This window comes from Thalassoglobus sp. JC818 (assembly GCF_040717535.1).
Taxonomy (GTDB): domain Bacteria; phylum Planctomycetota; class Planctomycetia; order Planctomycetales; family Planctomycetaceae; genus Thalassoglobus.
In genome coordinates, this window is the sequence record NZ_JBFEFI010000012.1 from 12,284 (window position 1) to 26,283 (window position 14,000).

General features: G+C 52.4%; 7 protein-coding genes. 5 read left to right on the forward strand and 2 right to left on the reverse strand.

Annotated features, from left to right (window positions below; genetic code table 11):
* The first annotated feature begins 51 nt into the window (after positions 1–51).
* Positions 52–1,518 carry an ATP-binding protein gene (locus tag AB1L42_RS21500; RefSeq protein ID WP_367061331.1) on the forward strand — a complete coding sequence of 489 codons (1,467 nt, stop codon included), beginning with the start codon at positions 52–54 and terminating at the stop codon, positions 1,516–1,518.
* A gap of 56 nt (positions 1,519–1,574) precedes the next feature.
* On the opposite strand, the gene mscL is transcribed toward AB1L42_RS21500, so the two are convergent.
* Both mscL and AB1L42_RS21510 read right to left on the reverse strand, forming a co-directional pair.
* On the reverse strand, positions 1,575–2,087 hold the full coding sequence (mscL, locus tag AB1L42_RS21505) for a large conductance mechanosensitive channel protein MscL (RefSeq protein ID WP_367061334.1): 513 nt from the start codon (positions 2,085–2,087) through the stop codon (positions 1,575–1,577).
* 361 nt (positions 2,088–2,448) lie between these two features.
* The gene (locus AB1L42_RS21510) at positions 2,449–3,330 is read right to left on the reverse strand and encodes a DUF1571 domain-containing protein (RefSeq protein WP_367061337.1); all 882 of its coding nucleotides are present in this window, start codon (positions 3,328–3,330) and stop codon (positions 2,449–2,451) included.
* Between the two features lie 952 nt (positions 3,331–4,282).
* On the opposite strand from AB1L42_RS21510, the gene AB1L42_RS21515 reads away from it, so the two are divergent.
* From AB1L42_RS21515 to AB1L42_RS21530, 4 genes are all read left to right on the forward strand, one after another.
* Complete coding sequence (locus AB1L42_RS21515; RefSeq protein WP_367061340.1) at positions 4,283–7,471, forward strand: DUF1553 domain-containing protein; 3,189 nt, start codon at positions 4,283–4,285, stop codon at positions 7,469–7,471.
* Complete coding sequence (locus AB1L42_RS21520; RefSeq protein WP_367061343.1) at positions 7,461–8,894, forward strand: DUF1501 domain-containing protein; 1,434 nt, start codon at positions 7,461–7,463, stop codon at positions 8,892–8,894. Before AB1L42_RS21515 ends, AB1L42_RS21520 begins: the two co-directional genes overlap by 11 nt.
* A complete protein-coding gene (locus AB1L42_RS21525) occupies positions 8,891–12,625 on the forward strand; it encodes a DUF1553 domain-containing protein (RefSeq protein ID WP_367061346.1) in 3,735 nt (1,244 codons plus the stop codon). Before AB1L42_RS21520 ends, AB1L42_RS21525 begins: the two co-directional genes overlap by 4 nt.
* 147 nt (positions 12,626–12,772) lie before the next feature.
* Positions 12,773–13,996 (forward strand): DUF1501 domain-containing protein, encoded by a 1,224-nt coding sequence (locus AB1L42_RS21530; protein ID WP_367061502.1) that lies wholly within the window; start codon positions 12,773–12,775, stop codon positions 13,994–13,996.
* Positions 13,997–14,000 lie beyond the last annotated feature (4 nt).

The following is a 14,000-nucleotide window of genomic DNA, read 5'->3' on the forward strand; positions in this document are numbered from 1 at the left end:
TCTGTTCAAGCGATTTCAATGACTCGATCGGGATGATGAAAAGGCGATTTGATGCACTTAGAATTGACGTTCGGGAACGATCGACTTCATCTCCCCAGTGTCGCGGCGTTCGCAAATACCTCGCTGCAACAGCTTCCGCTCGACGAAAAAGCGATCGTCGTTTTCAATGAAATTGTTGAAACCGCAGCTGAAAATGCCATCGACCAAGCTTATCCGGCGGGAACATCTGGACTGGTCACTCTGTCGATTCTGGAACTTCACGGCAAGCTCGAAATTGTCGTGAGAGACTTCGGGATGCCGAGAGATGTCGAGGCACTCGAAGAGGAATTGCAGTCTGCAGGTCAAAATGCGAGAAGTCGAATTGCCGCCCTCGCTGCTGATGTAGCGGATGAGGTGCACTGGATTGCCTACGGGCGTGATGGGAAGGCACTTCGAATCGTTAAGTGGCTGCACGATGATCACGTGACTGAGACGTCATCACCAGAGAAGATTGAGAAATTCACTGACGAACCGCCTGCTGCGCCTGAGCAGTCGTACACATTTCGGCGCATGTGGGATGACGAAGCTGAGCAAGTTTCGCAGCTCATGTATCGCACGTATGGAAACACCTATTTCAATGAGGACGTTTATTATCCCGCACGCATCGCTGCCGAGAACGCTCGCGGCCTTGTGATCTCTTTCGTGGCGGTCGATGAGAGTGGTCAAATTGCTGGACATTACGCGCTCGAGCGAAATCAGAAAGGCCCGGTTGCCGAAGGCGGGCAGGCAGTTGTTGATCCAGCACATCGCGGCCGGGGGTTGTTAGATCAAATGAAGAGTGTGGCTCTCGATGAAGCAGCGAAGCTGAACTTAGTTGGCTGGTACGCCGATGCAGTGACGGTCCACACCTTCACTCAGAAGTCGAATGCCGCTCATGGTGGCCAACTTACTTGCGTCGACCTGGCGATCTCGCCGAAGAAAGAGCACTTTGATTCTGCGAGCGATCAACCGCAACGAGTAACATGCTTGCTGTTCTTTCACTGGCTGACTGCTCCCGCAGCGCGAGAAATCTTCGTTCCGACGCGTCACCAGTCAATTGTCAGCAGCATCTACAAGTGTCTGAATTGTCCGTTGGAATTTGGGCAACCGGTCGAGCCGGAAGGGTTGGGAAGTCTGGCTATCAAAGTCGACTCAGGTGCCGCTCGGGCCAATATCTCCGTCGAGGCTATCGGTTTGGATACTGCTGAACTGATACAACGGGCACGTCGTGAACTTGTTGAACGGGATCACGTTGAAGTGGTCTATGTCGAGTTGCCGCTCGGAAACGCGTCGACACCGCAACTCGTCGAAGAGTTGGAACAGGACGGATTCGGATTTCTAGGGATCGCTCCGAACTTCGCGGAAGATGGTGACTTGCTACGGATGGCTTATCTCGTTGAAGCGGTCGATCGCGCAGCGATTCATATCCTCGAAGATGTCGCTGGTGAGTTGGTCGATTATGTATTAAACGAGCAGAAACGAGTTCGCGCGGACCTCTGATAATTGTTGAGCGAGTTTGTAGCTGGCTAATGTCATTGCAATTGATGCTTCGAGCTTCACGCATTCGATTCTGATGGGGCTTCAATTTCAGAAGTACAATGCGGGCAACGTGTCGCTCGGTAAGCGATTGTCGATCGGCAATATTGACACTTCTTTTCGGTCGGTTCGCCCGGTTGAGGCGGCTCTTCGCCGATCATCTGATCGAGTCCTTCGTCGAGTCGGTTGAAGCCCCGAATCAGCGCAAACATGACGACTGCGACGATGAAGAGTGTGAGGCACGAGTTCAAAAACTCGCCATAATCGAGAGTGACAACGCCCGCTTCTTGAGCTGATTGGAGCGACTGAAAACCGTCTTCGGGTGGAGTGACATGATCGGGGACACTCAAAACGAGGAACTTGTTCGTAAAGTCAACTCCTCCGAGGATCATGCCAACCGGCGGCATGATGATATTGTCCACCAACGATTTGACGACCGATGTAAATGCCGAACCGACGGTAAAACCAATCGCCAGGTCGACCATGTTTCCGCGGAGTGCGAACTTCTTGAATTCATCGATAATCGGAAGCATTGAAGTGTCCTCTCTTTGTGTCGTTTTCCAGTCGCTCTCATTCACTATTTGTATTATGCGAAGATTTTTCTTCTCTCCCAAAACTGATGACTCTAAAAAATTGATGCAGTGGCAGTTCGCTAAAACAAAAAAGCGTCACTCAGAACCGCCAGCTGATGAGAGCAGGCGAGAACTCAGTGACGCTTGTGATCACCGTGACTGTCGTATCGGAATCGAAGAGTCTCAAAGCAATGAGAGTCGGAATCGAGTATGTCGAAGTACGAGTCACGCAGTGATTTGGGGGGGCTAAAGTGTCAGCTTTTTTAAAGCTCAATTCTTTGAGTGATCCAAGTAACTACTTCTGTCTGGAATCGAATATGTTCTAGTTTTTGACGAACTTGTAAGACGGATTTTCCAACGAGAAGTCCACGTCACTCAGTGGGGCGTCAAACTGAATCTCGTGGAAGAGATATTTCTCAACGAGTCCACCCGAGCGGCCATCTTTGGACCAACCGTAGTTCTCCACTCCGACGAGGCATTTTTCTTCTGCGTCAAAGTAGAGTTTGCTCAATGAATAGTCGGGGCAATCTTGCGGTGAATGAAAAGCGACATCGAAGATGACGACCGGACGTTCTCCGAAAAAGTCTGTTCGATGACTGCATTGAAGTCCCGCTTCCTCTGCGCGGTTCTGGTAGAAGTCAGAGACGCGTTCGGTCATTCTCAAGAGTCCGAATTCGGTGATTGGATAGCGGCAACCTTGCATGGCTTGACGTGATTCGGGATCGAGCTTCCAAACATTGCGAAGAATGGCGATTCCCTGAGTGACCCTTGCGACCATTCGATCACGGTTCTTGCCTTTGACATAAAGAGCTTCCTGCCCGCTGTCGTCCCATTTCAGATAAACGCTGAATGGTTCCTGTCGAACTTTGGCCTCGATCATTTCCGGCTCTTTGAGAGTGCCGTCGATCTCAACTTGCTTCTCGAGTCGAGCAGTATATTGATGACGTTCGCGACAGTAGTTCATCGAGTCACCCAAGTAGGCTTCGAGAAGCTTCATCGCTCGTTCGTTGTCTGTTTCAGGAGTCGCAGCTTGCTCACTTTCGACCTCCTCGGAGTACTCATCAGACTGCTCGGCAGTCGTTGAGTTGCTTTCGGTGTGTGATTTCGCTGGCTCTGATTTCTTTGCTTCCAAGTCGGCATGCAGTTTGGCGAAGCTGGCTATCGTTGAGATCGAAATCAGGATCGTTGCGATTCTCATGAACATCGTGTCAGTTCCTTAGACCGTCATCCATTTGAATTGAGTTGGTGACTTGAACTCGATGTGAAGTTCGATCGCATCCGTGTCTCGAAGGGCTCTTGGTTCAAAGCTACCTTCGCATCCTTTTCATGACTCCATTCCGCCTTCACTCGAGAAAACTGACAAAGCAAATGGTATGCGCAATTGTTTGGAGCGATGCCGGATCGGGAACGTTTTGCTCGAAAACCCTGTAAATCAACATGCCGTAGCGATGTCAATTTTGTGTCTTGATGATTTCGATCGCTTCGATTGGAACGCTAATCGCGGTGAACTTGGTCTGCGGTTGTTTCGCAATCACCCAAGTCGGAATCTGCGCAACCAAGCGATGACCCGCTCTCTGGAAACAAGTTCCCGTCGAGACTTGAAATCGAAAGACAAGCTTCCCGCATAACCCGCAGAAGCGGCGCAATCCACATCTGACACAGCATTGAGCGAGCCTGACAGCGACTCGTCGGAGGGAACGCAGCAGTCAGGTCAGTATTGAGTGCAGCTATCCCTCGAAAATGATCTAAAAACCGTTGCGAAAAGCAGGTCAGATCCGAAAAAATAGAGAGGAGATTAGCGCTCCATCGAAATCTCTGCCCATGTCGCGGAATTGAAGTAAGTATTTGATGAGACAGGGCAAATCGCAGATTTGCTTTTCAAGTCGAACAGTGATGTTTCACTCGTCGCAGTGGTGCGTCTTGTAAGGCAAATTCTCGATCGCAGATTTCGAAAACTCTTTAGGCACTGGACATCAACTGAGTGTCTTGTCTGGTGAGTGATGACGAAATGTTTCTATACTTTTGATGATACCGCTGATGGGAGGACTTGCTCGGATCCAGATCGAGTGAAGTCCGAGATTGATTGAATGACGTGATTCTGTAGAGCTTGCTTCAATTTGTGTTGTGATGTGCGCTGCGTGGACTTTGGAGAACCAATGCTGATGAGATTGAGCGAAGAGGAGAGTTGTCTTCCGACTCATCGAGTCCGGATATCCTGGTCCCTGATCGTCTCGATGGCAGTCGGTTTGTGTCTTCTGGCGAGCGAAAGCTCAGTCGCTGAGTCTTCGCCAGCGAATCGTGATCTCTTCGAAAATCACGTTCGACCGATGATCGTCAAGCACTGTCTGCAATGTCACGGAGAGACAAAACAGGAAGGCGGTCTGAATCTGACAACTCTGGACGGGTTGTTGACCGGTGGGGAGAGCGGCCCGGCAATCGTGACAGGTGAGCCGGATGAGAGCCTGCTGCTCGAGGCATTGAAGTATGAATCTTACGAAATGCCTCCAAGTGGTCAGTTGGACGAAAGTCTCATTGAGGGTGTTCAAGCTTGGATTGCATCAGGTGCTGATTGGCCGGAAGGGCTCGCTCTGAAAGCGACGGAAAAGATTACTTCCGATGACCGAAACTGGTGGTGCTATCAGCCGATCGATGATCCCGCTGTACCTGAAGTGGACGATCAAGGCTGGTGCCGAAACGAAATCGATCACTTCATCTTCGACCGGTTGCAAACCGAAGGGCTAGAACCGTCGGATAGTGGATCGGCGAAGAAATTAGCTCGCCGGCTGCACTTTGCAATCACCGGACTACCGCCAGATTCTGAAGTCGCAACTGCCATTGAAGAACAGTCGGACTGGTACGAGAGCCTCGTCGATCAACTCCTTGATTCAAAAGCATACGGTGAGAATCAGGCGAAATTCTGGCTCGATCTGGTTCGCTACGCTGATTCGGATGGCTACAACGCAGACCACAAACGGCCGGATGCCTATCTCTACCGCGACTATGTCATTCAGTCATTCAACGCAGACAAACCGTATGATCGATTTGTCGCAGAGCAACTCGCCGGTGACGAAGTCGATCCGGGGAATCGCAACGCACTCATTGGCACGATGTACCTCCGGCACTGGATCTATGAACACAATCAACGAGATGTTGAAGGTCAGTGGGCGCAGATTCTCAGCGACGTGACGGAAACAACTGCAGACGTCTTTCTCGCGCAGGGAATCAAATGCGCACGCTGTCATGATCACAAATTCGATCCGCTGCTCCAGCGAGATTACTACGCACTCCGCGCTTTCTTCACTCCGCTCAAACCGCGCGAAGACATGCAGATTGGCGACGTCGAAACGAAAGCTCGATATCTCGAACAACAACGTGTCTGGGAAGAAGCAACCGAAGAAATTCGCAAAGAACTGCACGAAATCGAAACACCAGTTTTGCTCGCTCATTCGACTCGCGAGGGGGTTCATCGGTTTACGAAAGAAATTCAGGCGATGATTTCCAGTCGCCGGCACTTATTGAATCCCTACGAAAACCAAATTGCGACTCTGGCTTCGAAGCAGTTCGATGTGCTTCCTGAGAAGCTTCCCGAATGGCTTGATGAAGAGACGGAAGCCAAACGACAGGAACTTCGCAAACAACTTGCAGAGTTTGATCATCTCAAACCTGAACCGCTTCCGACACTTCCGTTTGTGATCAGTGATGTGGGACAAGTCTCTCCGCAAACGGTCATTCCGGACGATCCGACTTCCACTCCGATTGATCCCGGGTTTCCGCTTGTGCTTGAAGAGGAAGCAGCCACGATTGAGCCTCTGCATCCAGCTCTTCAATCGACTGGTCGACGCCGGGCACTTGCTGAGTGGATTGTCAGTGAAAAGAACCCGCTCACCGCTCGCGTGATTGTCAATCGAATTTGGGAACAGCACTTCGGTCGCGGGCTCGTCGAGACAACTAGCGATTTTGGTCATCTTGGAACGCCCCCTTCACATCCAGAACTCCTCGACTGGCTGGCTCGCCGATTCATGGAGGATGGCTGGAGCCTGAAGGCCTTGCATCGTCGGATTCTCACTTCGGCGACGTATCGTCAATCCACAGAGCGAGCCATGGACGATCACATCGCCAAGCTCGATCCGCAAAACGTCTTGCTATGGCGAATGAATCCTCGACGACTCTCCGGTGAAGAGATTCACGACGGAGTGTTGTGTGCCTGCGGGCAGATGGGTGATTCTGACCGAGCGATTTACAAGCCGGTCTTGAGAAACTCTCTCGACCCATTGCTCGCAGCGTTCGACTTCCCCGATCGAGTGGAAAGTCAGTGCAAACGGCATCAGACAACGACTTCTCCCCAGTCGCTGTTGATGATGAATTCTGAGTGGCTGCATGAGCGAGCAGAACTCATGGAATCCAACATCGGAGACGCGGAAATTGAGTCGTTTATCGAAACGGCCTACGACCGACTCTTCTTCCGAGAACCGGATCGCGATGAACTTGAGGACGCAAAAGAGTTTGTCGAGCAGTACTCAGAATACGTTTCGACGACGGATCGTCAGAGTCCCGTAGAACCATTTCCGAGTGGCGGAAGTGCTCTCCGTTTTTCGGAGAAGTCTCCGGGTATCGTGCAGACGGGTAAGGTTCCGCAGCTTTCCGATTCCGAAACCAACGGAAAGTTGACCATAGAAGCGATAGTGCTGCTGGACTCGCTTTATCCTGATGCGTCAGTCCGCACAATTGTCGCCAACTGGAGTGGGAAGCAGAGTGATCGAGGATGGTCATTGGGAGTGACATCAACCAAGAGCCGATATCAACCTCGCAACTTAATCCTCCAGCTTGTCGGTTCAACGAAAGAAGATGAGAGCAAACCGACTTACGAAGTCGTTGCGTCAAATCTCAGAATGAAGCTCGATACCCCGTACTATGTTGCAGTGACGATTGACTTCCGAGACCAAGCGGGATCGGGCATTCACTTTTATTTGCAGGATTTGTCGAAACCAGAACAGCCCCCTGAGGAAGCCGAAGCGACTCATCAAGCAACTTGGAACGTGCAGTCTGATCGACCGGTCCAAATTGGTGGTCGTTCAGGAAGTCATCTCTGGGACGGCATGATTCAAAACGTCCGCGTGCACAGTGCGGTGCTGGACCGATCAAAATTGTTCGGCGATGATTCGGAACACGCCAATCGGGTTCTGGACCTTCGTTTCGATTCGGAAGATCATTTGGGCGGCGACATTTCCGGGAATGGTCTTCATGCATCTGTTGATGGCTTGAATTTGGCTTCGCCAATGAAGCGAGCCCGCACAGCTCTGTTGCACGCACTCTTGTGTTCCAATGAGGTGATTTATGTCGACTGAAAACGCGCGCACTGAGAACCTGTCGCGACGAAAGATGCTGGTTCAGAGCGGCAGCGGGTTCGGGGCTTTGGCACTGGCTGGTCTGTTGCAAAACGATCAGGCATCTGGATCGGAATCGATTACGTCTCCTCTGGCATCAAAGCTGACCCATCATCCGGGTCAGGCCAAGAGCGTCATCTTTCTGTTCATGGACGGAGGGCCAAGCCATCTCGATACATTCGACCCGAAACCTGAGCTTGAGAAACTGGCCGGAAAACCGATTCCGGAAAGCTTCGGGCGTGTGATCACCGCCATGGGAGAGTTCGATTCTCCCATTCTTCCGACGCAGCGAAAGTTCAAGCAGCACGGCGAAGGGGGATTATGGATTTCAGACTGGCTGCCTCACACAGCTGAAGTTGCGGATGAGCTGGCTGTGATTCGATCGTGTTGGACAAACGGAATCAATCACTCTGGTGGAATCTGTCAGATGAACACCGGGTCACAGTTTGCCGGCCGTCCATCGCTGGGAAGCTGGGTCACGTACGGACTCGGAACCGAGAATGAAAATCTTCCCGCGTTCGTCGTGATGCAGGAAGGGACCGGTCGCGTGATCAATGGTGCCCGAAACTGGGGAACCGGATTCATGCCGGCGATCTATCAGGGCACGACAATGCAGAAGAGCGGCCCCCCGTTTTCGAATCTTCATCCACCCGAAGAGATCGCGACGAAGCATCAGCGGATGGAGCTCGATTTTCTCAATCAGATCAATCATCGGCATGCGGAATCTCGTCCAGAAAACAGCGAATTGGACGCGCGCATTCGCAGCTTCGAACTTGCTTTCCAAATGCAGGCACATGCCCCTGAAGCGGTTGACCTCTCTGAAGAGACCGCTGAGACACAAGCTCTGTACGGTCTGGACAACGAAAAGACCGCTTCATACGGACGCAATCTGTTAATGGCTCGCCGGCTCGTCGAACGCGGTGTGCGGTTTGTTCAGTGCTATCATGGAGCTGGAAGCAAATGGGATGCTCATGACAACATCGAAGCCAATCACACACGCATGTGCGGCGGGATGGATTTGCCTGTCGCTGGATTGATCAAGGACCTCCGCAGACGAGGGCTGCTCGATCAAACTCTCGTCGTCTGGGGCGGCGAATTTGGTCGAACTCCGATGAGTGAAAAAGGCGATGGACGCGATCACAACCCTACTGGTTTCACAATGTGGATGGCTGGAGGCGGAGTTCAGGGAGGCAAGGCGTACGGAACGACGGATGAAATCGGTCTGCATGCAGTTGAGGACCGATTGCACGTGCACGATATCCACTCAACGGTTCTGCACCTGATGGGCTTGAACCACAAAGAGTTGATTTACATTCATAAGGGGCGGCCGGAACGAATCGATCAGAACGAAGGTCGAGCCTACAAAGAGATTGTTGCCACATGAAGTTTCGTTCGTTAGCCGTAGCGACGCTGTGGGTGATACTCCCGTGCGGAGTTTTGAGTGCTCAGCCTTCCGCTCAACCGAACTCATCCACTCCTGACTCAGAATCTCTCCAAGCTGTGGCGGAGTGGAATTTCGAGGAAGGGGAATCAGCGCAATACCAGGCTCATGGTAATGTCGAAGGTGATCAGGAAGGTCCCCGACCGCCTGAGTTTCCGGACATGCTTCCGACCAATCTGGCGGTCAAACTCGACGCTGAAGCCTATCTGTCAGTGCCTGACGATGGGGAACAGAGCCGCTTCGATTTCGATAATGGCGACGAGATCACACTCGAAGCATGGGTGAACACAGCCTTGATTCGTGATGGTCAACTGCTCTATGTGATCGGTAAAGGACGGACCAACTCCGGCAAGTTTGCACGCGATAATCAAAACTGGGCGCTGCGGTTAATGGGAAAGAAGGGCGAAGCGAAGCTGAACTTTCTTTTCGCTTCCAAGCTCTCCAAGGGTGATCAGCACTGGCATCGCTGGACGTCCACTCTCGGCTTTCCTGTCGCGACTGGCTGGCATCACATTGCCATCACCTATCGATTTGGCGATCCGGATTCCATCACCGGCTGGCTGAACGGGAAGAAGACGGACGGAACGTGGGACATGGGAGGGGCCACGACCAAGCCTCCTGTCGTTGACGATGATGAAGTCAGGATCGGGTACGGTTTCACTGGGCGACTCGACGGCATCGCAATTCATCGTGCTGTATTGTCAGATGAAGTCTTGGCTGCAAAGTTTCACCGGGTTGGCAAGCAGCGAACGGTCGTTTACGCACCGGAAGAAATGCCCGAACTTGGAGCAATTCCCAGTGGGCATGTGATCCTTCAAATGAGTGAAGGAATGCCATCCGGAGACCGCTGGCTTTACGACGGAGAAACATGGCCGACAGAGACTCTCCGCTGGTCTTCCGACTCGTTTCTACTTTCCAGAATTCCTGTTCGTTACGAATCATGGGGTATCCGTTCCAGTTGGAATGCACCGGTCCTGTTGCGGATCGCTGGAGATATTGAACTTCCGGTGGGAAGTCATCAATGCCTGGTCAGAGCTCGTTCGACAAGTCGATTGTGGATCGACGGAAAACTGGTTTCACGTTTGAAAAGTGCCCCGAGACGCAGTGGCAATCTTGAGCCAATCGTGCCGGTTCCTGATCCACTTGTTCCGGGCGCACGGCGACTTCCATTTCCGCAACAGGAAGCAATCAGCGAACTCGTGATTGCTCCGGATGGAGACGCAAATTCACGGCGAGTGCGCGTCGTGCTGGAAGTGATCGTCGGTCGACCGGGAAATCGGACGGAGTCTGGGGAAATCTGTGTCGCGATTCAGCAGGACGGACAAGGTCCATTCAAAGTGCTCAGCGGAAATTCCAACGATCCTCTGTTCATGACCGATGACGTTATTGAGCCCAAACTGAAGGAAATTGAGGCTGAACTCATTGCGTTCGAAGATCATATTCGACGCGAGGCAGCGACGTCTCAGGACGACTTCTGGGATCGTCGGCACACGATTGCTAGAGAATTCGTAGCTGCCAGCGAGTCGCTCACGAATGCGTTTCAGCGTCCGGCTAAATTGGCTGATCATCCCGTTGATCATTTCATTCTCGACAAGATCGCATCAGTTCAGAGTCAGCTCGAAGGAAGTCAAACCGCAGCTGCAAAGAACTTCCAGGAGAAGGTCTTTCCTATCCTTCAGGAGCAGTGCTTCCGCTGTCATGGGGAAAAAGAGCAGGGCGGGTTGCGATTCAATTCCCGTCAGGGAATTTTGTCAAACGGAGAATCCGGCTTCGCTGCAGTCGTGCCTGGAGATCCTGAGACGAGCGAACTCATCGCCCGGGTTCGCGCAGGAGATATGCCTCCGACAGAAGAAGGACTTTCGCAGGGACAGATTGAGATTCTTGAAGACTGGGTCCGCGATGGCGCGGTCTGGGTGGATCACTCCGCCGATCAGGAATCGCTGCAGTTGGCACCGGTTGTGGATGATGCATCTTTCCTCAGACGTGTCTATCTGGACACAATCGGAGTTGTTCCAAATCTCGAAGAAGCCTCGCGGTTTCTCGCCGATACAGACTCGCGAAAACGGGAACAACTGGTGGAGAGTCTTCTGGAAGATGACCGGTATGCGGATCACTGGGTCAGTTTCTGGATGGACATCCTCGCGGAAAATCCGACGCTTCTGAATCAGTCGTTGAATTCGACCGGTCCGTTTCGATGGTTCTTGTACGAGTCTTTGCGCGATGGAAAATCGCTCGACCGAATGGTGACCGAACTGATTCTGATGCGAGGGAGTGGTCATGAGGGGGGAAGTGCCGGATTTGGAATGGCTGGCGAGAACGATTCTCCCATGGCTGCCAAAGGACACATTCTGGCTTCGGCGTTTTTAGGCATCGAAATGCAATGTGCTCGCTGCCACGATTCTCCTTACCACAGCACGACCCAAGAAGATCTTTACTCGTTAGCGGCCATGCTGAAACGTCAGTCGCTGGCACCGCCGGATACGAGTCGCGTTCCGGATGCGTTTTTCGAAGGCATCGGTCGCGAGTCCCTCATTGAGGTGACGCTGCAACCGGGAGTGAAGGTGTCGCCTGACTGGCCTTTTGCTGAGCAAACCGGAGTGCAAGATGATGAGCACATCGATCTTCTCATTCAGAATCCGGACGATTCTCGGGAACGGCTCGCTGCATTGATCACATCCCCCAAGAATGAAAGGTTCCCGAAGATTGTAGTGAATCATCTTTGGAATCGATTACTCGGTGCGGGAATCGTGCAACCTGTCCATGACTGGGAAGGTCAAACTGCCAGTCACCCTGAGCTTCTTGAGTGGTTGGCCAATGAGTTTGTCACTCACGATTACGATGTGCGGCATGTCTTGAAACTCATCATGACATCGCAAGCGTATCAGCGAAAAGCGGTGGGGAAGAATCATCTGGCTTCTCCGGAGAATCGGTTCTTTAATGCTCCCGATCCTCGACGACTGACAGCTGAGCAAATCGTCGATTCACTGTTTGTTGCGACCGGAAGTGATATGGATGTCGGTGAGCTGACATTTACACATGATGGAGCGGAATCTGCGACGCGGCGAACGACGCTCGGGTTTCCTCGACGGGCATGGATGTTCGCAGGTTTGAACAACGAGCGTGATCGTCCCAGCTTGTCATTCCCCCGCGCTCAACCAATTGTCGATGTGCTTCAAGCATTCGGTTGGACCGGAACTCGGCAACAGCCGATCTTCGAACGAGAAACGGACCCGAACCTGCTACAGCCCGGGATTTTGGAGAATGGAACGCTGACGATGTCGTTGACTCGTGCTTCCTTCGAGAGCGAACTCGCTCAAATCGCCGTCGATGCTGAGTCTCCTGAAGATCTCCTCAATACACTCTTCTTACGTTTTCACAGCCGTTATGCGACGGCCGAAGAGCAGCAGGCGTTCCTTCCCGAATTGTCCGCCGGTTTTGATGAACGAATTGTCTCTTTGGGAGCAGTGCAAGCCCCTTCCGAAGACCCACCACTGCCGAAATCGACCTGGTCGAATCATCTCGTTCCGGAGGCGAATGAGATTCAAGAAGAGTGGCAGCGACGAGTCCTCCGCGGCCCGTCGCCAGATCCTCGCCTCGATCGTGATTGGCGAGAGGTTTACGAAGATGTCATTTGGAGTCTCGTCAACGATCGATCATTCGTCTGGGTTCCATAGCTCTTCAAGTTCGACAGTGCTGTAAAATCCAAAATGCCTACCAACTGATGACTTCCTGAAGCTTTCCCACCGAGGAATTTATCAATGAAAACTCAGTCCCGCCGTCAATTTCTCGGAACGAGCGCAGCTGCCGCGAGTGCGTTTGCGATGGCCAAAACTTCCTCGGCGAGCACGCAAGCTCCGCTACTGAGCGGAAATGCAGAGCATGTGATTTCGATCTGGCTCGGAGGCGGAATGGGGCAGGTCGATACGTTCGACCCCAAAACTAAAGGTGATCCACTCACCAAACAGCCGGGCTCTTATTACGACTCGATCAATACGGTTGTTGACGGCGTTCAAGTCTGCAAACCGCTGAGTAAGACAGCAGGTGTGATGGATCGAGTGACGGCTGTTCGAACGGTACATCATGACGTCATCGACGAGCATGCCGCTGCTACAAATCGGATGCATACCGGGCGAACGATTTCCGGAACAGTGACATATCCTTCGCTCGGTTCATTGATTTGTCATGAGCGAGGTCCCGTAGACGACGGGGCTCCTCCATATGTCTTAATCGGTTACCCAAATGTGACGCGTGGTCCCGGGTTTCTGGGAGCCAAGTACGGATACCTCTATCTGACAGAAACTGGTCGTGGCCCGGCTGGACTTTCCCGACCGGATGGAATCACAGAAAAACGCCAACGACGTCGTGAACGGTTCTTGAATTCGCTTCGTAAGAGCGATGAGCAGACCGCCGTCGCGCAGCTTCTCGATTATGAAGCTGCCATTCAGCAGAGTCTCAAGCTGAGCGGTCCGGAGTTCAATCGTGTCTTTCAACTGGACGGAGAGCCGAGCGAATTACGCAACCGATACGGTGGAGAGTTTGGACAGCGATGCTTGTTGAGTCGACGACTGGTGGAGCGTGGAGTGCGTTTCATCGAAGTCAGTCACAATCTCAACTTTCTCAATGGCTCCGGCTGGGATGTGCACAACAGCGGAATCGTCAACCAGCACAAACTGATCGAAGAGCTTGACTCGGCACTCTCAACATTGATTGTCGACCTCGAAGAGAAGCAGCTGCTCGACAAGACGTTGATTACGATCACGTCAGAATTTGGACGCCCATCAGGATTCGACAGCGGTGGGGGACGCGGCCATCAGGGGACCGCGTTTTCATGCGTGCTGGCTGGCGGTGGACTGGCACACTGCGGAGCCTATGGAGTGACGGATAAACTCTCAAAGCAGATCGTGTCTGACCCTGTGAGTGTTCCGGACTTCTTTGCGACAATATGTGCGGCAGTTGGTGTCGATTATCGAAAGTCACTCTATGCCGGAGATCGACCGGTACCGGTGACTGATCAGGGAAATCCAATCGCCAAGCTTTTAAGTTAACTCG